This is a genomic window from Streptococcus sp. CP1998 (genome assembly GCF_041026655.1).
GTDB classification, from domain to species: domain Bacteria; phylum Bacillota; class Bacilli; order Lactobacillales; family Streptococcaceae; genus Streptococcus; species Streptococcus dentalis.
In genome coordinates this window covers 534,583-557,627 of record NZ_CP163380.1, presented here as the reverse complement: position 1 = coordinate 557,627, position 23,045 = coordinate 534,583, and the positions used below count along the sequence as shown (strand labels likewise).

Here is a 23,045-nt window from a genome sequence, read left to right as displayed (position 1 = left end):
TGAGATGAACCTCTGGTTCATCCTTTTTTATTGTCATTTTTCCCAAAAAGGGGATGTCTGATCAAGCATTAATAATCCAGAGCATCTGAATGACCTTTTCCGTTTCCTACGAAATAACCAGTCTTGGCATTGATACTAAAGAGATAGGTTCCATCTGGTTTGAAGAGGTTGTAATAGCCATTACCGTTAATGATATTGACACGCTCTAAAATGTATTGATTGCCAGTGATATGTCCACGTTTACGAGCAATATTCAATACTTTTTCAAGGATCCCATCACCAAATACCCAAGCTGGGTTATTGACATCATTGATAGCTGCTTGGTTATATGGCACACGACTCAAGTTCCGCTGAAGTGGGACACCATCACTTGGAAGACCGTACCCTGAATAGCCTGGACTTGCCGTTCCTGCACTACCTGTAGCAGCATTGACAGCTGGGGCCGTAGGTGTTGCTGCTTGAGCTGGGGCTGGGGTTGCATTAGAAGTATCTGTACCACCTGTTCCAGTCACTGGTGCCGGTGTCGCAACTTGTTGTGAACGTCCTTGCGCAACCGCTTCATTCAATAAGCTATCTAATTTTTCATTGCCTGTCTTTGTTTCTGCAAAGGTCGCATCACTTTTCGCTTTGGCAGTTGCATCAAGAACTCCATCTTTGATGACTGGAGAACTAAATTGAGAATTCACTTTTTGAATGGCAGAAACTTGCTTCACAAGGTCTTCATATTTTGTTCTAGCTGCATTATAATCACTGCTTCCTTCCAATTTGTCCAGCAGTTTCTTCAGATTTTCCAAGTCTCCGAATTTATCATTTTTAAGACTACTTTTCGATTCGTCTACAAAAAAGGCATCGTAAGCTTTGGTAAACTCTTCAAGTTTTTTAGCCTGTGTTTCACTGCTGCTTGATTTAGAAGTAGAAGATGACTTGCTAGATGAAGATGATACAACTGTTGTACCACCAGATGTTCCACGACTATGCATCCAGTTATAGGTTACAAAAATGGCCGAACCGACAATCGCAAGACCTAACGTAGAGTATAAAACCGCTTTGATTCGTTTACCCGCATTGCTTGGTGTTTCCTCAGGAAGGTCCTCTGCTTCTACAATTGGTTCGGTTGGTGTGGGTCCAAATTTAATCTTAGCTGGTAATTCTGTTGAGATAGCATCCATTTCAGGTCTTTGTTCCAAGACCGTTTCCGTTACTTCCGGCGCCTCCACTGCTTCAGCAACTGTTTCTGAAGCAGCCAACTCCTCAGCTTTAGCCAATTCTTCTTTGGCCAAAATCTTTGTATCATATTTTTCTGCTTCTATTTCTGCTTGGTGTTGTTTGATATATTTGTCTAAGACATTATCACCTTCCGTTACACCTGCTTCAATTTCTTCTGCCTTTCGATTGGCCTGCCCAATCGTCATCTCTTTAGCATCTTTAAAATCTAAAATTGATTCTGTTTCTTGCTCTAATGGCTTTCTATCCTTCTCTGTCATAAAAATCCTTTCTATGCCTTTATCTGCCGTTTTACACGTTCCCCAAAATATTGGTAGAGATCAACTTTAAGGGTTCCGTTATAAAGTTTTCGTTTTTTATCTGCTTTACTACCGAATTTAGATTCAAAACCTTCATCACTGGTTAGGATAAATTTACTCCATGTTTTGAGAGGTGCAAATACTTGCCCCATTTCAGTATACAATTTTGACACACCTTCATCATCTGATAAGCGTTCTCCATATGGAGGGTTGGAGATAATCACCCCATTGATTTTATCTGAATGAAGATCTTGAACTCGCATTTGTTTGAAAGTAATGTCACTGCTAACGCCCGCTTTCTGAGCATTTTCTTTGGCAATCTCAACCATCCGTGCATCGATATCGGTTCCCATAATATCCAATTCGATCTCACGATTGATTTTTCTGCTTGCTTCTTGACGGACTTCATGAATCAAGCGATCATCCATCCAGTTCCATTCTTCAAAAGAAAAGGTCCGACGCAAACCAGGTGCCATCTTTCTAGCAATCATCGCTGCCTCAATACAAAACGTACCAGAACCACATGTGGGGTCAATCAAGGGCTTATCTGGATACCAGTTTGACAGCAAAAGGATTGTCCGCCATATTTTCCTTAATAGGGGCTCCCCTTTTTCGGTCCGATAGCCACGTTTGAAAAGGCTACTGCCAGTAGTGTCAATCAGGACGGTTGCTTGGTCTTTAAGGATCGATACTTCGATCTTGAACTCTGCCCCATTTTCCATTAGAGGAACACCTTCTGGTCGGGCATAGTGTTTTTGTAACTTTTTAACAACTGCTTTTTTCGAAATGGCCTGAACGCTAGGTTCATTATGAAGTTTTGATTTGACACATTTAGCCTTAGAAATAGGAAAACGTGCTCCCAAAGGCAAATAGTTTTCCCAATCCAAAGCAAAGACACCTTGAAAGAGTTCTTCAAAAGTTTTGGCCGGAAAACTCCCAACCACAATTTTCACTCGATCAGCCGCGCGCAACCAGAGATTGGTCTCTATGATTGCTCGACGGTCTCCTTGAAATCGAACCCGTCCATTTTCAACCTGGCAATCGTAGCCAAGATCGCGTAGTTCTCGACCAACAACAGCCTCTATACCAGCAGCGGCCGTTGCAATCAATTCAAATTGTATTTTCATCTTATTCCTATCACTTTAAAAAAGGAGGTTGAGATCTCTCTCCACCTCATCAACCTATATGCAATTTTCTATAAGCCATGTTTTGTTCCAGAAATGACTAGGTACCATTTCCTTCGATAATCATCTGTCTACTGTTTCCAGTCAGAATGCTATGTTCGTTTCCACGCATTCCATGCCCCGACCAAAGTTTGGGTTGCTAGCTTGAGGGGTTTACCGCGTTCCACTTTTTAGGTTTCCCTAAAAACTACGTCACTGTGGCACTTTCAGAGCTACTAGAGCCTATCTTCAGACTTAGCTCCTTCACTCGCCGTAACTTGAATACCAAGTCCCTAGGCTTATGGATTCACCTAGCACAAACACTACAGGCATCACAGCCTGTGCTAGCATGGACTTTCCTCATGAGAGCATCCTCTCACGCGATTATCCAAAAATTGCACGATCTAAAGGATTAATAATCGCGATCTACGATCTGTTTCCCAAAAACTTCTTTTTCCAAACGATTGAGTCGTTTGAGAATATCAAAGTTCGTAGCTGTTGTCACTTGTGGGAATTCTTGCGTAGCTGTACTAGCAATCGGAGATGTTTGTGGTGTTTCTTCTGCTTTTTGGGCAAGTTCTTCACGAAGGCGAGCGTTTTCTTCACGCAATTCCTTCACCAAAGCAGCATAGGTTTCATAGTCTTTTATAACATCATCCAAAAATTCATTTACTTCATCTTTGTTATAACCACGAACTTCTCGTTTGAAATCTTGATCAAAAATATCTTTCGCAGTAAAAATAATACTTGCCATTAGTCTCTCCAATCTAGTTCATCATCACAATTATATAAAAAAATGGTAAGAAAAATCAAGGTATAACACTTAGTTTTCGTAAAAATTTTCGGCAAGTTCATTTAAATCATCAAAACTTAATTGTTTGACATAAAATGGTTCTTTTTCTACCATCATTTTGTAAAGATATTTTAAATTGGTTTCATTTTCTGGATCATAAAAAACATAAGCTCCATCCGCGTTATCTATCAAAAACTGATTGTATTCTTTTAGTTGACCCGGATTGCTATAGTGAGGATAGGCATATTTCACGAAATCCACCTGTTTGAAGCGTGCTAATAATTCCTGATTGCTTTCATTCCAATTTTCGCCAACATTCTCAAATAGGAAGATCGTCGCCATTTGAAAATCGTAATCTTTTTTTAATGCAAAGGCGACCTCTAATACCCAAGCCTCAAATCCCAAATTACCAGAAAAGACTAGCCATTTCACTCCTTCTTCAAATAAACGACGAAGATCTCTTTCAATGGCTTTTTTGATAATGGTCAGTCGAGGGTCTTTATTGGAAAAGACTCCCACATCAAAACTCTTATAACCTGCAACAAGTATGGTATTCATTTTTTCCTCATTATTCTAATTTATGATATAATAGAGTGATGTAATTGTACCAATAAGGAGAACTATGGTCAACTATCCACATAAAGTAGCCCAAAAAACCTTGGTCTCTACACAAAGGAAACATCCAGTCGACTTTGCGAATCGTGGGATGACATTTGAAAAAATGATCAATGAAAGCAATCAATACTATCTTTCTCGAGGTCTGGCAGTCATCCATAAAAAACCAACACCGATTCAAATCGTGAAAGTGGATTATCCACGTCGCAGTCGGGCAAAGATTGTTGAAGCCTATTTCAGGCAAGCCTCAACGACGGACTATTCTGGAGTATACAAGGGACGCTATATCGATTTTGAAGCTAAGGAAACACAGCAAAAGCAGTCTATGCCGATGAAAAATTTTCATCAACATCAGATCGATCATATGGAGGCGGTTGTCCATCAAGGCGGTATCTGTTTCGTTCTCTTGCATTTTGCAAAGTTAAGCGAAACCTACTTACTTCCTGCTCCTGCATTAATTCACTATTACAACATCGATCATGGTAGTAAATCTATGCCTCTCTCCTATATTCAGGAGCACGGTTTTCTAGTAGATAAGAATCGACTTCCGAGTGTTCCTTATCTTGAAATTATCGAACAGAAACTTCTAGGCGGTATTTAAATGAACAAACAAACAGTCATTCAGTGGTTGAAATATGTTGCCATCGCAGCCATTTCATTTTTCTTACTTTTATTTGTCCTTTGTGGACTGATATTTGGCTACTATGCCATGAAAGCGCCAACCTTATCTGAAAGGGATTTGGTTGCAACAACATCTAGTAAGATCTATGACAACCAAAATAACTTGATCGCAGATTTGGGGTCTGAGAAACGAATCAACGCCTCAGCAAATGAAATCCCTACTGATTTGGTCAATGCTATCGTGGCGATTGAAGACCACCGTTTCTTCAATCACCGTGGGGTCGACATCATTCGGATCGGCGGTTCCTTCCTTCACAACTTACGAGGAGGAAGTCAAGGTGGGTCAACCTTGACGCAACAATTGATCAAGTTAACCTATTTCTCCACTTCGGCCTCCGACCGTACCCTCTCTCGTAAGATCCAAGAAGCTTGGTTAGCAACTCAACTAGAAAAGAAAGCAACCAAACAAGAAATCTTGACCTATTACGTCAATAAAGTATTTATGGCGAATGGGAATTACGGAATGCAGACAGCCGCGAAAAGTTATTACGGAAAAGATCTAAAAGATCTTTCGCTCCCTCAATTGGCACTCCTTGCGGGGATGCCCCAAGCACCAAACCAATACGATCCATACTCCCATCCTGAAGCAGCGCAACACCGCCGAAACTTAGTATTAAAAGAAATGCTCGATATGAAGACCATTTCTAACAAACAATACGAAGCAGCGGTCAATACGCCTGTTACAGATGGTCTTCAAAGTCTTAGTTCTTCAAGTAGTTATCCACCATATATGGATAATTACCTGAAAGAAGTGATTAAGCAGATTGAAGAAGAGACCGGCTACAATTTGTTGACAACTGGGATGGATGTTTATACAAACGTTGACACCGAAGCGCAAAAGAAATTGTGGGACATCTACAATACAGATGAATATGTCAACTATCCTGATGATGAATTGCAAGTAGCTTCTACAGTTATCGATGTCAATACTGGGAAAGTCATTGCACAATTAGGATCTCGTCACCAATCTAGCAATGTTTCCTTTGGTACTAACCAAGCGGTTGAGACCAACCGTGACTGGGGCTCTACAATGAAGCCAATCACAGATTACGCACCAGCTCTTGAACATGAGGAATATACTTCTACTGCAGCAACCATTACAGATGCACCTTACAATTTCCCTCATTCCTCAACACCAGTTTACAACTGGGACCGTTTCTACTACGGTAGCATTACCATGACTTATGCAATCCAACAATCTAGGAACGTTCCAGCAGTGAAGGCTCTCGAAAAAGTCGGTCTTAAAAAGGCTAAGAAATTCCTAAATGGACTGGGAATCGATTATCCAAAAATGGTATACGCTAACGCTATCTCAAGTAATACTAGCGATTCAAGCAATAAATACGGAGCTAGCAGTGAAAAAATGGTCACGCCTATCTTTTGCGAATGGTGGTACCTATTACAAACCGAAATATGTCAGTCGGGTTATCTTTAGCGATGGAACTACTAAAGATTTTGATTCGGAAGGAACCCGCGCGATGAAAGCAACAACTGCCTACATGATGACAGATATGATGAAGACAGTCCTCATGGCTGGTGCTGGTACAAATGCAGCTATTTCAGGAGTCTATCAAGCTGGTAAGACTGGTACGTCAAACTACTCCGATAATGAGTTAAGTAAACTAACTAAAAATTCAAGTTATTCAAGTATCGTAGCTCCGGATGAGTCATTCGTAGGATACACACCTGAATATGCTATGGCCGTCTGGACGGGTTATTCAAATCGCTTGACTCCGGTATTAGACAACGGAATTCAGGTAGCAACAGATGTTTATCGTCAAATGATGCTCTATCTGGCTAATAACAATAATTCTGGGCATACAGATTGGACACAACCAAGTGGGCTTTATCGAAGTGGTTCTTATCTCTACTTAAACAATGGTAAGAACAACAACAACAATAACTACTACTATGAACCGAGTTATCCCACAGATCAGTATTCATATGAGGAACCTTCGTCTAACTCTTCGAACGAAGAAAATTCATCTAAACCATCAGAATCTTCTTCACAAGACTCTAACAATCATAACGAATAATATAATGGAGAAGTCGGGCTTTTCACCCGGCTTTTTTTAAACAATGATTGAAACATCAGAACCTTCTGTTCTTGTTTTAAAAACAACACTAATAAATCTGATTTATTTAGTTAGACATTCCAGCTTTTTAATTTTTGAGTATACAAGAAAAGAGCCTTTCAGCTCTTTTCTATATCATTATTTTGCTAAAGCTCCCATTGGATCCCACGGTGCTAGGACAATTGGTTCTGCTTCATAGGCTGCTAATTCGTCTGAGGTTAAGAATTCTTTACGAACTACGATTTGGTAGGTATATTCATCCATCCATGCATCAGAAGCCACAAAGTAACCATCTGTACCGACCTTGTCCCCCCATGAATTTTCAACCTTCCATTTACGAGACTGACCAGCTTCGTCTAAATCAACCCCTGTCAAGACCATAGCGTGTGTCATTAGACTTTCAGCATAGTCCAAGCGACCGGCTTTGTCTTGTGTTAAATGAATATCCATACCCGCTTCAAAGTCGTAGACATCGGTTGCCAGGATTCCTGCTTTGCGGTTGCTGACTTGACCTACATCTGAACCAAACCAGACAGTTTCTCCTGCTTTCATTTGAGCAATGGCTAATTCTTTCAAACGATCCATTGGAACATTTAGGTAGCGAACTGAACGGCTACCTACAACATTGCCCAACATCTCAACGGTGTATGATTTTCCATATGGCTTATCTGTAGTTGGGGCATTGATAATAGAGACATAATCGTCTAATTGAAGGTCTACATATTTTTTGTAGAAGCTTTGTGGAGTTAAGTCACTTTCGCTATGGAATTGGTTGTCCTTATCACGGTATGAAAAGTCAAATTCACGCGGAGGCAATCCTAAAGACATAGCCAAGAAGTTAAAGATTTCTTGCAACAACGCTTGTTTCTTGCTCGCAACTGCCTCACTATCTGCGCCTGAGTGAATCAAATCACGCAAGATTTGCGCATCTTGACGCAAGAGTTTATTGAGGTAGGTGTTCAATTCCCGGCTATTGCTTGAAGAAATCGATTCTGGATAAACTGATTTTGGAACCACTCCGTATTTCTCAAAGAGGGATACCACCATATCCCATTGACCGCCATCTTGTTGTGGGGTTTGTAGGAGAAAAGCCACCTTACGGCTGGTCAATTCTTGGTCTGCTGTAGCAATCACTTGCTCCAAAAACCAGTTTGATTTTTCATACTTATCCCAAAAGAAAGTATGTGCTTGAGACAATTCAAAATCCTCCAATTGGAAGCTTGAAATCATCTTGTGACGGAAGGTATTTAAAGCCGCAAACATCCAACAACGCCCAGATGCTTTTTGGTTTGTCACCTTATCCTTGGTCAAATCAAGTGAAAAAACTGGTGTATTTTCTACTGCACTCTTGCGCGTTTCAAGCGATGCATGGATCCCATTGTGGGTAACAGCATTTTCAAGAGCCGCATATTTCACATTTGCTTCATAATTAGCATAGAGCTGGTCTGTAAATTCTTTCGTTAATTCTGACATAGCAATCTCCTTTTTTCGTTATTTACTATTATAATCCTTTGAGCAGAATCTTCAAGTAAAAATCACCCTATAGAGAGGGATTCTGTTTAGAATAGATGATTTTATCTCCGCAATATCCTTTGCGTTGAATGGCATGAGGGATGGTTTCTACATACTGCATTCCTGCCTTTTCCATGACTTTCCCTGAGCCAGGATTTAAACTGACATAAGTGGCTTTGATTTCTTTAAATCCAACTTTGTTCAATAAGAAATCCAAAACAGCTATGACGGCTTCTGTCATGAATCCCTGCCCCCAGAATTTCTTGCCAAGGATATAACCTAGCTCGCATGATTGACTTTCCTGGTCTTGAGAAACCACACTAATATCTCCAATTACCTGTTCCGGTGATGTTTTCAAACAGAGCGCCCATTTATAAGTATCTGGTTTAAGATACTGTTCGATCCATCTTTTGATCGATTCTCTGGTTCTCTCAGTAGATGCATGGGCATCCCAGGTGACATAGTTCAGGGTTTCAGGATCAGAAGCCCAATTTTCAAACATCGCTGGTGCATCCTCCAAAACGAAAGGCCTCAAGTATAAATGCTCTGTCTCTATGACAAGACTTCCAAGATGATTCATAGATTGTCTCCCTTCATTTTTTATGCAACTTGAACGTTGCAAGTTGGTTACTTTAATCTAGAAGAAAAGGACGGATGAAACCGCCCTTCTTTTTGATGCTTTTCACAATATTGTATGGGGAGACTACGAAATCGAACTCTGCGAGTTACCGATTTCTGTCTAGTATTAATAGAAAAATTCTATTTGTCTCCACCTCATCCATGAGCTTTTCAATGATACATTGACGCAGTAGCTGGCTGATTTGAACGGAGCTCTTTGAGCACCTTTCAAATCTAGACAGCCTTGCGGGGGTGAGACTAGGAAATCGAACTCTACGAGTTACCGATTTCTACCTCGTTTTCCTATTTTAAGACTCGGGCTAAAAAGGTCCACTGGACCTTTTTACTCCCAAAAATGATCAAATACTGTGATTGGCAAGTGGCGTTTGTGTTGGCCTTTGTACCACCATTTTTCAATAGTTGCTTGAGCTTCTGGGCTCACTTGTTTGCCTTCTAGGTAATCATCAATTTCATTATAGGTAACACCCAGTGCTACTTCATCTGCTATTCCTGGTTTTTCTTCTTCCAAATCTGCTGTTGGGATTTTCTCATAAAGAGCAGGATCGGCTCCTAAGTCCTTAAGCAATTGTTTTCCTTGGCGTTTATTCAAACGGAAAAGGGGCAAAATATCTGCACCACCATCTCCAAATTTTGTGAAGAAACCAGTAATATTTTCTGCAGCATGATCCGTACCAATCACCGCTCCACTCCGTGCTCCAGCTAGGGCATACTGAGCAATCATGCGACTGCGAGCCTTAATATTGCCTTTGTTAAAATCAGAAACCTCTGTTCCAGTCGCTTCTACTGCTCGTACCATTTCGTCAGCAGACTTCTTGATATTCACAACTAGACTAACATCCGGCTGGATAAAGGCCAATGCTTTTTGTGCATCTGCTTCATCTGCCTGTACCCCATAAGGAAGACGAACAGCAATAAATTGATAGGAGGCATCTCCTGTTTCAGCTCGCATTTCTTCCATGGCTAATTGAGCTAATCGCCCAGCCAGAGTCGAATCTTGTCCTCCTGAGATCCCTAATACAAATGTTTTTAAGAAGGGATGTTTTTTTAGATATCTTTTTAAGAAATCAACCGAGCGGCGAATCTCTTCTTGAGAATCAATGCTTGGCTTGACACCCAATTGTTGGATAATCTCTTCTTGCAAACTCATTTTGCTTCTCCTTCTCCATTGGTCTCATTACGCATTTTCTCGATCAGGTCCATCTTGTCCTGCCAGATATCTTTGGCCAAGTCAACCGGGTAATGCTGTGGATTGAGGACACGCTTGTATTCATCCCACAATTGATCGTAATTTTTACGAGCATATTCTTGAATTTCTGATAATGTTGGTAGTTGATAAACCAATTGACCCTCTTTAAAAATATCCACTAAAAGAGGAATGGCTTCAAAGTTTCGGACCGTTTTATTGATGTAGGTATAAGTCGGATGGAACATTTTTAGTTCTGTCAATTGTGAAACATCCACGCCATCATATGTGATGTAATCCCCTTCTGACTTGCCTTTTTCACGGCTAGTAATCCGCCAGACTTGCTTTTTACCTGGAGTAGAAACTTTTTCGGCATTATTGGAAAGCTTGATGGTATTGATCATCTCTCCTTTATCATTTTCAACAGAAACAATTTTGTATACCGCCCCAAGCGCTGGTTGATCGTAAGCTGTAATTAACTTGGTTCCTACACCCCAAACATCAATTTTTGCTTTTTGCATTTTTAAGTTGAGGATGGTATTTTCATCCAAGTCATTAGAAGCGTAGATTTTAGCATTTGTAAACCCAGCCTCATCTAATTGCTGGCGAACCTTTTTAGAAATATAGGCAATATCTCCTGAGTCAATCCGGACGCCTAGGAAATTGATCTTCTCTCCCATTTCACGCGCTACCTGAATAGCTGCTGGTACCCCAATACGAAGGGTATCATAGGTATCTACGAGGAAGACACAATCTTTATGGGTTTCCGCGTAAGCCTTAAAGGCCTGGTAATCATTTCCGTATACCTGTACAAGAGAATGGGCATGTGTTCCTAAAACTGGGATTCCAAAGAGTTTTCCTGCACGAACATTACTAGTTCCATTGGCCCCTCCGATGACTGCCGCACGAGTTCCCCAAATGGCAGCATCCATTTCTTGCGCACGGCGTGTTCCAAATTCCATCAAGGGCTCATCTTCAATCACTGAACGAATACGAGCAGCCTTTGTGGCTATCAAGGTTTGAAAGTTGACGATATTCAAGAGAGCTGTTTCCACCAATTGACACTGAGCTAGAGGTCCTTCTACCTGAACAATTGGTTCGTTGGCAAAGACTAGGTCTCCTTCTTGAGCTGAGCGTACTGTCAGTTCCAACTTGAGATCACGAAGATATTCCAAGAAGGCCCCATGATAACCAAGTGACTCTAAATAGGCAATATCACTCTCAGAAAAATTCAAGTTTTCTAAGTATTTCACAATTCGCTCCAAACCAGCAAAAACAGCATAGCCATTTTTAAAAGGTTGATTACGGAAAAATACTTCAAAAACGGCATGTTTATTGTAGATACCTTGATCAAAATAGACTTGCATCATGTTGATTTGGTATAAATCAGTATGTAAGGTTAAACTGTCATCTGGATACATATGTATACCTCTTTTTTATTGATTTGTTCTATGAATTCCTACCATAAAATTAGTACCATTATAGCACATTTCAGCCCTATTGAATACTGAAAGGAAAGCATGAAAAAAATCTGAGACAGGAAGCTCAGATTTTTTTTGATTAAAAGTTTTCTGTGATATATTTATAAACTTCTTGGCCAGCAATCGCACCGTCTCCGACAGCTGTCGTCACTTGACGCAAATCTTTTTGACGAACATCGCCAACTGCAAAAATACCAGGGACTGTGGTTCTCATATGATCATCCGTGATCACCCAGCCATTTTCATCTAAAATACCAAGTTCTGTCGCAAAATCACTGACAGGATTTAAACCAACATAGATAAAGACACCACCGAAGGCTTGCTCTCTAACCTCTCCTGTCTTCACATCTTTTAAAAGGACAGACGTTACTTTTTGTTCACCCTTAATTTCTTCAACAACCGTATTCCAAGCAAAGTGAATTTTATCATTAGCAAAGGCACGATCTTGAAGAACTTTTTGGGCACGCAATTGATCACGACGATGGGCAATGGTCACTGTTTTTGCAAACTGAGTCAAAAAGACAGCTTCTTCTACCGCAGAATCGCCACCACCAACGACCAAGAGATCCTCATCTCTAAAGAAAGCTCCATCGCAAACAGCACAGTAGGAAACCCCTCTACTATTCAGCTCTTCTTCACCAGGGACATTCAATGAACGGTGGTTAGACCCTGTTGCAATCACCACGGTTTTAGCTTCAAATTCCCCATCATCTGTGACAATCTTTTTGGTTGCTCCGTTGTCTTCGATGCGCTCTACCTGACCAAACAAATGTTCCACACCAAGATTTTCTAAAGGCTCGAACATTTTTTCAGCCAAATCTGGGCCGCTAATATTCGCATAGCCAGGATAGTTTTCAATGTCAGACGTATTATTCATTTGACCGCCTGGAATTCCTCTCTCAATTAATGCGACTTTTAAATTGCTTCGTCGCATATAGGGCAGTCATCCCTGCAGGACCTGCTCCAATAATCACTGTATCAAACATACTCAACCTCTTTCTGTTTTGTTGTAACCATTATAATTCTAACACGGTCTTTTTGCAATTATCGTGCTTGAAAGATAAACAAAATCCCTATGACCGCAAAGGTTAAAATAGGAATCGTCATGATATCAATTAAGAGGATATCATACAAATGGGCTTGTCGTTGCTTGGCTGTTTTATCTTTCTTCTTAAGAGCACGGTAGCCAATCCAAATACAAGAAGCGATCCCAACTAAAATCGTTGTCGTCACTAAACTTTGTAAATATAAGGACAATAATTTATTTAACATCACGTCTCCAAATATTTTTACATTTTCAGAAAACAAACCCAGCTAGCATCGCCAGCTGAGTCTTACCTCTCCTCTATTATATCAAACATAGGTCCGTTTGTAACTAGCAAAGAATTCTTTTGTCCGTTCTTCTTTTGGATGTTGCATGATTTCCTCTGGTGTTCCAGATTCAATAATCCGTCCTTTATCCAAAAATAAGACCTTATCTGCTACTTGCGCTACAAAAGACATATCATGGCTGACCAGTACCATGGTTTGTCCTGATTTTGCTGCATTGGCAATGGATTTTTCAACTTCTCCAACCAATTCTGGATCCAAGGCCGAAGTCGGTTCATCCAGCAAAAGAACCTCTGGTTTCATGGCCAAGGCACGGGCCAAAGCCACCCGTTGTTTTTGTCCACCTGAGAGGTGACGAGGATAGTGATTTTCACGATCCGATAAGCCGACTTTTGCCAGTTCTTCTCGAGCAATTTTCGTTGCTTCTTGGTCGGATAAGCCCTTCACAACAATGAGCCCTTCTTTCACATTTTCAAGAGCTGTTTTTCTACCAAACAAATTAAACTGTTGGAACACCATGGCCAATTTTCTTCTTAAGGTCAAGATTTGATCTTGGGTAATGTGCTCAAAATCAACCTCGAAATCATCAATCTTAATTCTACCACTGTCTGGAGCTTCCAAATAGTTTAAACTGCGTAAGAAGGTTGATTTACCAGCTCCCGAAGACCCGATTAAGGCCACGACTTCCCCTTTTTGAATTTCCAAACTGAGATTATTTAAAACCTTTTGACCTGAAAATGTCTTTGATAATTCTGAAATATAAATCATTAGATCCGGACCTCCTGATCTGGTAAATCAATTGCTACGGGAGTCTCAATATCCAGTCGACGTTCAATGTGACGGCCTAGTATTTCAATGAGAATGTTCACAATCCAGTAAACAATCGATACCGTGATAAAGCGTTCAAAGTACTTCAAATCGCTCCCCCCAATAATCCGTGCTTGGGCAAAAATTTCAACTACACTGGCACTAAAGGCTAGCGAGGTCCCCTTGGTCAAGCCAATGAGAGAGTTGATTAAAGTAGGAGTTGCAACGACTGCTGCATTGGGAATAATAATCCGGCGATAAACTTGACGGTTGGTCATTCCAAGACTACGCGCTGCCTCAATTTCACCAGGATCCACTGATAAAATGGCTGCCCGGATGGTCTCACTCGCATAAGCCGCCTCATTAAAGGCAAGAGCCACAATTGCAAATAACTCAGCTGGAATGGCATTAATATTAAAAGCTGTTCCATAAGACTGATTGATCGCTTTTAAAATAAGAGGAATCCCATAATAGGTCAACATCAACTGAACCAACAAAGGAGTCCCCCGCAAAAAACTGACAAAAACAGCTTGAATCGGGTAAAGAATTCGTACACGATTAATTTTGACCAGAGCAAAAATCATGGCAAAAATAATCCCAAAAAATGCGCCTCCTAGGGCTAATAAAATCGTCACAGGCAATTTCCCAATGACTGCCGGAAATGCATCCAATACGGCTCTCAAACTAAACAGCTTGCTATCTGGAACGTGTTTTAAAAAGTCAGCATACCAGTTGGCAGCTAAAAGATTAGTTGTAAACATTTTTGTTACTTCCTTTCTCGAACATAAACATTCTATCACATTCACTATCGGAATTCCAAAAATTGCTACAGAAATAGAAAAATGATAGACTACTCAAATTTAGTCTATCATAATTTTAGACAAGTTCCTAATAGATTTTCTTTATGGAGTTCATAAAGAAAATCTATGTTTTCTTCTGAACATGTGAAAGAAGGGGTTAGAAAGTTTGACGTTTGTCCTTTCGTTCCGCCCGACCACGCGCACGGTTTTCAGCTCGCTTAGCTTTTCTCCTCTTTTCATCAACTGCCCATTTGATTTTTTTCTTGTAGCCTGGTTTGATTTTTTTCTTTTTCTTCTTCACCAGACCAATCATTTCGATATCGAGTTTCTCTTGCTTTTTCTCACGATTGGCCCGTCTATCCCGATCATAAGTATCTTCAATAACCCCATTTTTCAAGACTTTAGGTACGAAACGAATGCCCATTTTTTCTAGTTCACGGATATCTGAATCATCACTCGGTTGATAAAGAGTAATAGCGACACCTGGTAGACCATTGCGCCCTGTCCGACCGACACGGTGGACAAAGAAAGAAAGATCTTGTGGAATAGCATCGTTGATGACATGACTCACCCCTTCGATATCAATTCCACGAGCCGCTAAATCTGTGGCCACAATATACTCAAAATCAAGATTTTTAACCTGATTCATGATCCGTTTCCGTTCACGTGGTGGGATATCTCCGTGAATCTTTGCCACTTTCAATCCCTGAGCCACCAAATAGGCATGGAGATCATCTGCTCTCGTTTTGGTATTAACGAAAATCATGGCCAAATAAGGTTGCAAGGTCTTGGTCAATTGGTAAATTTGCTCATTTTTATCCCGACCCTTGGTGGAAACCAGCCAATTATCGATGGTATCTGAAATCACCGTCTTAGTCTTAATTTGCTCCATGACTGGGTTTGAGAGATATTTTTTCAAGAAAGGCTGCAATTTTTGCGGAATGGTGGCTGAAAAAACTAAAAATTGCAGTTGTTGCGGAAGCCTTGAAGCAATCTTATCCACAGTAGACAAGAATCCCATGTCCAGTGTCATATCTGCCTCATCTACCACAAAAGTATGGGCCTTATGAATAGCCAGATCACCCGATGCAACCAGATCATAGATCCGGCCTGGAGTTCCAATAACGATATGTGGTTGTTTGACCTGCAATTTTTCAATCTGACGGCTTTTATCCGTTCCTCCAACATAATTCACAATCCGAATCTCTTTGTCAGAATGACTAGCGATTTGACGAGCAGCTTGGTAAATTTGCGTCGCCAACTCCCGACTAGGAGCCGTGATGACCGCTTCAACTTGCTCACTATCTTCATTTAAGGTTTGAAAAATCGGCAAGAGGAACGTATGGGTCTTCCCAGAACCTGTCTTTGACTCTCCAACCAAATCATTTCCAGCTAGGACAATCGGAATTAGTTTTTCCTGTACTTCGGTTGCTTCTCTAAAATTGATTTCTTTCAGTGCCTCTTGAATATAGGGCTTAAAATTAAACTCTGTAAATTTCATTTTCTCAGTTCCTTTCATGATCTCTATTATTATATCAGAAAAGCTGTCTTCTTGCCTCTCTTATGGGTCATTTTTCCTAACCAGCGAAGTCTCTCTGAGTCAGCAAAAAAACGATGGGCAAGCCCACCGTCGTTTTATAGGTAGAGAAGGACTAGAGTCACGACACTTGTCACTAAGGCAATGCTCCACATAAAGGCATCCACTTTCCATTCTGACCAGTTTCGGCCAATGCCAGAAAGGCCACCCAATTCTAAATGATGGTGGAAAGGAGTCATTCGGAAAATCCGACGTCCTTCCCCGTAACGTTTCTTGGTCCATTTGAAATAGGTCACTTGTAGCATTACTGAACCCGTTTCAATGACATAGACCAGACCAATTAAGAGCAACGTCCACTCGACATGCAAAGCCATTGACAAAGCTGCAAGCATCCCTCCAAGAGCTAGACTACCGACATCTCCCATAAAGATTTTAGCCGGCTTGTGGTTGAAGACAAAGAATCCTAGCAAGGCCCCAATCATACTCAAGGTGACAAAGAGAATGTCCCATTTCCCTTGCATATAGGCAATAAAGGAATAGGCACTCAGGCTAATGGCAACGGAGATGCTGGCTAATCCATCAATCCCATCTGTCAAATTGACCGCATTTGAAAAACCAACCAACCAAAATAAAGCAAAGAGAATGTAGAAATAGCCCAAGTAAAGTTCATATCCGAAAACATTCAAAAGGCTTCCTGCACCGTGGCGTTCAGAAAAAATATAGAAGATGATTCCACCAACAAGTTGAAGGGCCAATTTTTGTTTTGGGTTAAGACCTTCATTAATCTTACGAAAAACTTTTAAAAAGTCATCCAAAAATCCAACAATTCCATAAAGAATCAAGATAAATAGAATCAGTTGAACAGGGCGCGTGAAATTTCCAGTCAATACGGTAACGACAAAACTAACTAGAACGGCTGTAATGAGAAATACAACTCCACCCATTGTCGGAGTGCCAGCTTTCGCTTTGTGTTGTTTCACATCTTCGTGCATTTGTTGCCCAGAAATATGAGCACGATGGTAAAATCGAATAAAGGCTGGAATAGCAGCCACTGTTAATAGAAACGATACAAGGATCGTAGCAATATACATCTTAGTCTCCTAATGTTAACGTAATCTTTTTAGTTTTATTAAGTGAGGTGTTCATTTTGACACTTTGTTTGGTTACTTTCTTTCCACTACCTTTATAGGTAATCTCAATTCCAGTCCATTCTCCAAAGATGTCCGCATTTTTCTTTGTCCAACCGTACATATCTGGAACCGCATCAAAGTCTTCTGTCAATAACAATACTTGCTGATTGGCTTTGACTTTAGAGCCTACATCCACAGACATCTTGCGGATATTTTTCCCGGTTCCTAGGACAATTGGTTGCACCAAATTGCGACGCAATTCCTCTGAATAAGCACCTGGGCTCAGATTTTGTTTCAGATTCAACTCCTTAGAGAGAGTTTCTACTGAAGGGATTTTGTAGGTCGTTTCTTTGGTCACATCATCCAAAGTTGGTGCCTCTGATGTTAGATGCAATTCGTCTTTTAAAGCAACTGCATCTTCCAAAATAGGATTGACCAGCTCTTCCCAGCTGGTGAATGAGAATTTCACTTCTGGTTGTTGGACCGTCACATACATGATGAATTCAGGATCTTCTGCAGGTGTCATGGCTACAACCGAGTAGATATAATCATTTTCTCCTTGCAAGTATCCTTGATCTGTCGCCATTTGGGCAGTCCCTGATTTCACCGCAACGTTTTGACCGGGTACCTGAATGATGGGTCCATCACTGTACAAGGTTCCATACTCTGGATCTGTTCCGACGGTGATCATATAGTTCCGTGTCTGTTGTGCAGCTGATCCTGAAACTGGTTTTCCAACAACTTCTTTTTTTGATTTGCGGGCTGTGTCTGATTTTTTATCGTAAATAGCACTAATAAACTTCGGCTCCAACATTTGTCCATCATTAGCGATGGCACTAAAGGCCCGTAACATTTGGGTTTGACTGACGGAAATCCCTTGACCGAAGGAAGACATGGCCTGACTGACATAGTTATCCCCTGGAAGACCCCCGTAAGCTTCATTTCCCATTCCAAAACGGGTCGGAAGACCGAATTTAAAGCGGGTTAGGTAGTCCATCCAGACAGCATTTCCCATCTTTTGCTCCAAGCGGGTCATCCCCACGTTACTTGAGTAAGCAAAGCCTTGTGCGATATTCATATAGCGACCTTCAGACAGTCCCATATTGACATCCCAGTCACGGATCGTCGCATCTTTTACTTGTAGTTCGTTACTGTAGTATACTTCATTATAGGCTGGGAAGGTTCCATGATCAATCGCCGAAGCTAATAACATGACCTTCATCGTTGAACCCGGTTCATATTGATCTTGATAAAGGATGGTATTCCAGGTTTTCAAGTTTTTCAGATCCAACCCTTGTTTGGTATCCGCATTATAGGATGGACGTTGCGTTGTCGCCAGGATTTCTCCAGTTTTTGCACTCACAAGAGTCGCACTAACATACTTTCCTTTTACTTTTTCTTGGAAAACATCCATTCGCGTCTCAAGGTAGGTTTGTAATTCTGCTGAAATGGTCGTATAGACATCTTTTCCATCTTCTGTTTTGACAGAAACCTTATCTGAACCAGGAACGATATTCCCGTTTCGGTCTTTGTCATAGGTGATAACCCCATTTTGACCAGCGAGAATACGATCGAGGGATTTCTCCATCCCTGATTGCCCCTTCAGGGTTTTATTCCCCTCTTTATCTTCTTGAAGAGAGGCCTGACCTATAAATTGAGAGGCAAAAACCCCATTTTTATAGCTCCGATTTGGACTAGTTGTAAAGGCAACCCCTTCAATCTTCGCCGCTTCCATGGCCTCACGGATGGCCGTCATATTGCTATAAGTTATGCCGTTTCCGTTCGAGCCAAAAGAAACTTGTTTCAATTTCTTTTGCGACAACTGTTGAATGACGTAATCCTCATCCATCCCTAAGTACTGCTTAAAGATTTCTGCTACTTTTTTAAATTGGCTCTCTTCTACATAGAGGATTTTTCCAGTTGCTGATTTGTACTTTTTATCAATAACGGCATAAACGTTATAGGTCGTAGCATCTTCAGCAATTACTGCTCCATTTCGGTCATAGATCGTTCCACGTTTTGCAGGAACAATAACCGTCTGCTCATGGACTTTTTTGGCTTGATCCGATAAGGTCACACCAAATTTTTTGTCAGTCCCAATAATCATTGCAAAATTAATCAGAAAGAGAAAAAAGAGGAAAATCGCCAGTACACTGAGATTTTTCCCAACTTGTTTTCGATTCTGATCCGGCAAGCGACGTTTCTTTATCGAATACCTGATTAAAAATTTTTTAAATTTATTCATCACTACTTGCACTCACTGTTTTTCGATTTTCTTTTTGCAGCTTCATTCCTTGGGAGCTAGCCAACTGTGATAAGCGGTCATAACGTGTTAATTCATTGACCTCTTGACGAACATCTGCCAATTCCGTCTTTTTGGCTTCTAGTTCCGTATTCAAATCAGTCAATTCACTTTGAACTTGTAAAATCCGTGTCTGCATAAAGACGATACTAATGGCTAAAATAACAGCTGTTAGGACAATCGACCCATAAAATGCCTTTTCTACTCTAGAGAAACGGCGAAAGCGGTCTTGCAGTACCTGTGTTCTTGTTCTTTCATCTTTTGCTGCCATATCAATTCCTCTTACTTGTGTATTTTTCGAGCAACCCGTAATTTTGCTGAATGGGATCGATTATTGCCCTCAAGCTCCTCTTCACTCGGCAAAATTGGTTTTCGGTTGACCAACTCCATCTTTGGTTTCAAATCATCTGGAATAAAGGGAAGTCCTTTTGGAACCTCAACCGTCGAAGCTTCTTTAAACAATTGTTTGGTCAATCGATCCTCTAACGAATGAAAGGTAATCACAGAAATACGACCATCGATGGCCAACAAATCCATGGCTTGCTGAATTGATTCATCTGCAGCTCCCAGTTCATCATTGACTTCGATACGAATGGCTTGGAAAATCTGTTTAGCAGGATGGCCCTTTTTCTTGAGCTCCTTGGCTGGTTTAGCAGATTTAATAATCTCTGCTAATTCAGTCGTCGTTTCAATCGGTTTAATTGCTCGTGCTTGCTCAATTTTCCGCGCAATTTGCTTGGAAAATTTGTCCTCTCCATATTTGAAAAAAATACGGACTAGATCATGGTAATCGTAGCTATTTACGACCTCATAGGCCGTCAAGGAAGCTTCTTGATTCATCCGCATGTCCAGTGGCGCATCTTTCTTGTAAGAAAATCCGCGTTCCCGTTCATCTAACTGAGGACTAGACACACCTAGGTCATAACAGATTCCATCAATTTCAGTCACACCCAATTCGTTTAGACGTTCCTTCAAATGACGAAAGTTATCCTTAATGAAGGTCACCATGCCTTTCTCAATGAATGGAGCTAAACGAATCTTAGCATTCTCAATCGCATGCTGATCTTGGTCAAAGGCATAAAGATGGCCCGATTCATTTAATTTTGTTAACAAATATTCGCTGTGTCCTGCCCCACCCAATGTGGCGTCTACATAGATCCCATCTGGCTTAACATCCAGCATATCGATCGTTTCATGAAGCAAAACCGTTACATGATGAAATTCTTTACTCATATCTTTACTATTTTACCACAAATGGGACCAAGATGCACTCCTGAAAGAAAATTCACTAACTAATCCTATCTGACCTTTTCGGATCTTACAAAATACCTAGAAGGTCTTGATATCACTTGTTTCCTATAAGATTTATGATACAATATTCTTATGAAAATAAGAAAACAGATTCTCATCCCACTTTTATTGGTCGATGCTATCGCTCTCTATTTTTTTATAACTACTATTGAGGCTTGGATTTTTTGGCTTGCTGCCCTGATCCTAGTCGGCTCACTTTGGTGGCTCAAAAAAGCCATTCAAGGACAAAAAACAGAGATGAAAGAAAAATAATTTCTTTCACCTCTGTTTTTCTTTTATTCACTCCAAGAAACTCCTTAAAAAAAGCAAACTAGCTCTGAAATAATAAAAACTCACCGTTTGGTGAGTTTTGCGGTTTATTGATTATGTTTCCAATTACTGTAAATCCCAAAGAGAATGATCCAAATGGTTGCTCCAATCGCTCCAATGTATGTTGATTCTTGCAAGAAGAGACAAACGAATACAAAGAGGAAGAAAACAATGGTCAATGGATTCAACACTTTATAGGCTGGCATGACAAAACCATCTGGCATAAATTCTTTCGATTTACGGTACTTAAGATGGGCAAGCATAGTCAAAATGTAAATAGCAATGTAGACACCAGAAGAAGATGCCGTAATCAAAGCAAAGGCATCTGAGACACCTGGCAAGACATTGATAAAGGCTGAAACAGCAACCACAATCGCAGAAAAAATAATCGCCCGACTTGGAATCCCCATACGAGATAAGCTATTCAGTTTCAAACGATTCATCACTTTACTGTTTGGCGTCTCTTTTGCAATCTGGTACAAGTGACGCCCTGTTGAATAGAGGGTGGAATTCAAGGAGGATGCAGACTGTCAGTACAACAAAATTAATCAATCCTCGCCCACTTGATTCCTACCATCTGAAAGACCGTTACAAATGGTGATTTATTGACGGGAAGCTGTTGCCAAGGGAAAATAGCCATAATCGCCAACAAAGCCCCTACATAAAAGATTACAATTCGGATTGGAATTTCTTTAATGGCTTTTGGTAATACTTGGCGGGGATTTGCTGTTTCAGAAGTAGTAATTCCAACAAACTCGATCGCTTGATAAGCAAAGAAGACCATTTGGAAGGCCATGACGAACTTGACCCAACCATTTGGAAACATTTGAAAACCATTGGTAATATTGGTTAAGCTAGCGTGTCCAGCAGGTGTTTCAAAATTCGTCGTCACCATAAAGATCCCTGTTGCGATCAAGGCTAAAATCGTGACAATCTTGATCATTCCAAACCAGAATTCAACCTCTCCAAACACCTTCACAGCGATCAAGTTTACACAACTTAAGAGCGCTAAAAAGATAATTTGAATCTGCCAGGCTGGCCAATTTGGAAACCAAAGCTGGACATAGTTGGAAACAGCGGTGATCTCTGCCATTCCCAAAAATACCAAGGAGACCCAATAGGACCATCCTGAAAAATAACCCCAACCTTTTCCTATATACTTGGTGATAAAGTTGATAAAGGTGTGTTGATCAGGGTCCATATAGAGCATTTCTCCGATTGCCCGCATCATCAAGTACATGAATGCGCCAGTCAGCATATAGACTAAAATAATAGAGGGCCCTGTCAAAGAAAGGGAACGACCGGCTCCAAGAAAGAGTCCTGTCCCGATGGTTCCTGCAATAGCGATCAGCTGAACATGCCGATTTTGCAGACCACGAACCATCCCATTTTCGGTTTCTTCACCAGGATGATGTTTTTTTGACATATAATTACTCCAATTCTTTTTCTGTACATTTTCAGAAAAGTATACTTCAAATTTTCATACAATCTACTATACCATGTTTTTAAAAATTGGTCAATCCAGTCCAGAATATTCTGAATTTTATAGATTAAAAAGAGTGCTGGAGTCTCTTCCAGCACTCTTTTGCTTATGAATTAGGGTCATCGAGACTACGGCCATGCAAACCTTTTTCACGTTGCACTTGGCGTAGTTTCTCAGGTGTTACATCGTTACCTTCTTCATCCACAATTTTGATCCCTTCGATGTGGTGACGAACCGAACGACGATAACCTTCAATGTATTCTTCACGAAGTTTTGCTTGTTCCACTGCTTCTTCAGGAGTCAAACCTTCTGTTTTTTTCTTTTTAGCAAGCTCATTGATACGAGCGATTTTTTCAGGTGTCATAATAAAAC

Annotated in this window: 19 protein-coding genes, 1 other RNA gene and 3 pseudogenes; 3 read left to right on the top strand and 20 right to left on the bottom strand. The window is 40.7% G+C overall.

Annotated elements, in window-relative coordinates:
* Positions 1-68: 68 nt before the first annotated feature.
* From AB4X21_RS02950 to AB4X21_RS02930, 5 genes are all read right to left on the bottom strand, one after another.
* Positions 69-1,484 carry a cell division site-positioning protein MapZ family protein gene (locus AB4X21_RS02950; protein WP_369088157.1) on the bottom strand — a complete coding sequence of 472 codons (1,416 nt, stop codon included), beginning with the start codon at positions 1,482-1,484 and terminating at the stop codon, positions 69-71.
* A gap of 11 nt (positions 1,485-1,495) precedes the next feature.
* A complete protein-coding gene (locus tag AB4X21_RS02945; protein ID WP_369088156.1) occupies positions 1,496-2,650 on the bottom strand; it encodes a class I SAM-dependent RNA methyltransferase in 1,155 nt (384 codons plus the stop codon).
* 66 nt (positions 2,651-2,716) lie between these two features.
* An RNA gene (gene rnpB, locus AB4X21_RS02940) (RNase P RNA component class B) lies at positions 2,717-3,082 on the bottom strand.
* A 16-nt stretch (positions 3,083-3,098) separates the two neighbouring features.
* Positions 3,099-3,440, bottom strand: coding sequence for a cell division regulator GpsB (gene gpsB / locus AB4X21_RS02935; RefSeq protein WP_003003917.1), 342 nt, complete (start codon positions 3,438-3,440; stop codon positions 3,099-3,101).
* A gap of 69 nt (positions 3,441-3,509) precedes the next feature.
* Positions 3,510-4,037, bottom strand: a complete 528-nt coding sequence (locus tag AB4X21_RS02930) for a DUF1273 domain-containing protein (RefSeq protein WP_023920293.1) — start codon at positions 4,035-4,037, stop codon at positions 3,510-3,512.
* 64 nt (positions 4,038-4,101) lie between these two features.
* On the opposite strand from AB4X21_RS02930, the gene recU reads away from it, so the two are divergent.
* Both recU and pbp1a read left to right on the top strand, forming a co-directional pair.
* On the top strand, positions 4,102-4,695 hold the full coding sequence (gene recU / locus AB4X21_RS02925) for a Holliday junction resolvase RecU (RefSeq protein ID WP_151379202.1): 594 nt from the start codon (positions 4,102-4,104) through the stop codon (positions 4,693-4,695).
* Positions 4,696-6,811, top strand: a pseudogene (gene pbp1a, locus AB4X21_RS02920) (penicillin-binding protein PBP1A).
* A gap of 177 nt (positions 6,812-6,988) precedes the next feature.
* Here pbp1a and pepC read toward each other — a convergent pair.
* The 13 genes and pseudogenes from pepC to rsmH all read right to left on the bottom strand — a co-directional run bounded on the left by pepC (position 6,989) and on the right by rsmH (position 20,803).
* Positions 6,989-8,323 (bottom strand): aminopeptidase C, encoded by a 1,335-nt coding sequence (pepC, locus tag AB4X21_RS02915; RefSeq protein WP_320910900.1) that lies wholly within the window; start codon positions 8,321-8,323, stop codon positions 6,989-6,991.
* 67 nt (positions 8,324-8,390) lie between these two features.
* Positions 8,391-8,942, bottom strand: a complete 552-nt coding sequence (locus AB4X21_RS02910) for a GNAT family N-acetyltransferase (protein WP_049482873.1) — start codon at positions 8,940-8,942, stop codon at positions 8,391-8,393.
* Between the two features lie 381 nt (positions 8,943-9,323).
* The gene (gene nadE, locus AB4X21_RS02905; RefSeq protein ID WP_369088155.1) at positions 9,324-10,148 is read right to left on the bottom strand and encodes an ammonia-dependent NAD(+) synthetase; all 825 of its coding nucleotides are present in this window, start codon (positions 10,146-10,148) and stop codon (positions 9,324-9,326) included.
* Positions 10,145-11,605 (bottom strand): nicotinate phosphoribosyltransferase, encoded by a 1,461-nt coding sequence (locus AB4X21_RS02900; RefSeq protein WP_369088154.1) that lies wholly within the window; start codon positions 11,603-11,605, stop codon positions 10,145-10,147. The genes nadE and AB4X21_RS02900 overlap by 4 nt, the downstream gene beginning before the upstream one ends.
* A 139-nt stretch (positions 11,606-11,744) precedes the next feature.
* A pseudogene (trxB, locus tag AB4X21_RS02895) lies at positions 11,745-12,651 on the bottom strand (thioredoxin-disulfide reductase).
* A gap of 58 nt (positions 12,652-12,709) precedes the next feature.
* The gene (locus AB4X21_RS02890; RefSeq protein ID WP_003003995.1) at positions 12,710-12,937 is read right to left on the bottom strand and encodes a DUF4059 family protein; all 228 of its coding nucleotides are present in this window, start codon (positions 12,935-12,937) and stop codon (positions 12,710-12,712) included.
* 81 nt (positions 12,938-13,018) lie between these two features.
* On the bottom strand, positions 13,019-13,762 hold the full coding sequence (locus AB4X21_RS02885; protein ID WP_003003991.1) for an amino acid ABC transporter ATP-binding protein: 744 nt from the start codon (positions 13,760-13,762) through the stop codon (positions 13,019-13,021).
* Positions 13,762-14,562, bottom strand: a complete 801-nt coding sequence (locus AB4X21_RS02880; RefSeq protein ID WP_024054761.1) for an amino acid ABC transporter permease — start codon at positions 14,560-14,562, stop codon at positions 13,762-13,764. Before AB4X21_RS02880 ends, AB4X21_RS02885 begins: the two co-directional genes overlap by 1 nt.
* Positions 14,563-14,758: 196 nt before the next feature.
* Complete coding sequence (locus tag AB4X21_RS02875; RefSeq protein WP_369088153.1) at positions 14,759-16,102, bottom strand: DEAD/DEAH box helicase; 1,344 nt, start codon at positions 16,100-16,102, stop codon at positions 14,759-14,761.
* A 134-nt stretch (positions 16,103-16,236) separates the two neighbouring features.
* A complete protein-coding gene (gene mraY, locus AB4X21_RS02870) occupies positions 16,237-17,229 on the bottom strand; it encodes a phospho-N-acetylmuramoyl-pentapeptide-transferase (protein ID WP_070659662.1) in 993 nt (330 codons plus the stop codon).
* Position 17,230: 1 nt separating this feature from the next.
* Positions 17,231-19,513, bottom strand: a complete 2,283-nt coding sequence (gene pbp2X / locus AB4X21_RS02865; protein ID WP_118398448.1) for a penicillin-binding protein PBP2X — start codon at positions 19,511-19,513, stop codon at positions 17,231-17,233.
* On the bottom strand, positions 19,506-19,841 hold the full coding sequence (gene ftsL / locus AB4X21_RS02860) for a cell division protein FtsL (RefSeq protein ID WP_151379208.1): 336 nt from the start codon (positions 19,839-19,841) through the stop codon (positions 19,506-19,508). The genes pbp2X and ftsL overlap by 8 nt, the downstream gene beginning before the upstream one ends.
* 11 nt (positions 19,842-19,852) lie before the next feature.
* Positions 19,853-20,803, bottom strand: a complete 951-nt coding sequence (rsmH, locus tag AB4X21_RS02855; RefSeq protein ID WP_270300054.1) for a 16S rRNA (cytosine(1402)-N(4))-methyltransferase RsmH — start codon at positions 20,801-20,803, stop codon at positions 19,853-19,855.
* A 150-nt stretch (positions 20,804-20,953) separates the two neighbouring features.
* Here rsmH and AB4X21_RS02850 point away from each other — a divergent pair, with 150 nt between their 5' ends.
* Entirely contained in the window at positions 20,954-21,133 is a 180-nt protein-coding gene (locus AB4X21_RS02850) for a hypothetical protein (protein WP_270300053.1), read from the top strand.
* A gap of 104 nt (positions 21,134-21,237) precedes the next feature.
* On the opposite strand, the pseudogene AB4X21_RS02845 reads toward AB4X21_RS02850, so the two are convergent.
* A pseudogene (locus tag AB4X21_RS02845) lies at positions 21,238-22,616 on the bottom strand (amino acid permease).
* 163 nt (positions 22,617-22,779) lie between these two features.
* Positions 22,780-23,037 (bottom strand): DUF896 family protein, encoded by a 258-nt coding sequence (locus AB4X21_RS02840; protein WP_003012632.1) that lies wholly within the window; start codon positions 23,035-23,037, stop codon positions 22,780-22,782.
* Positions 23,038-23,045 lie beyond the last annotated feature (8 nt).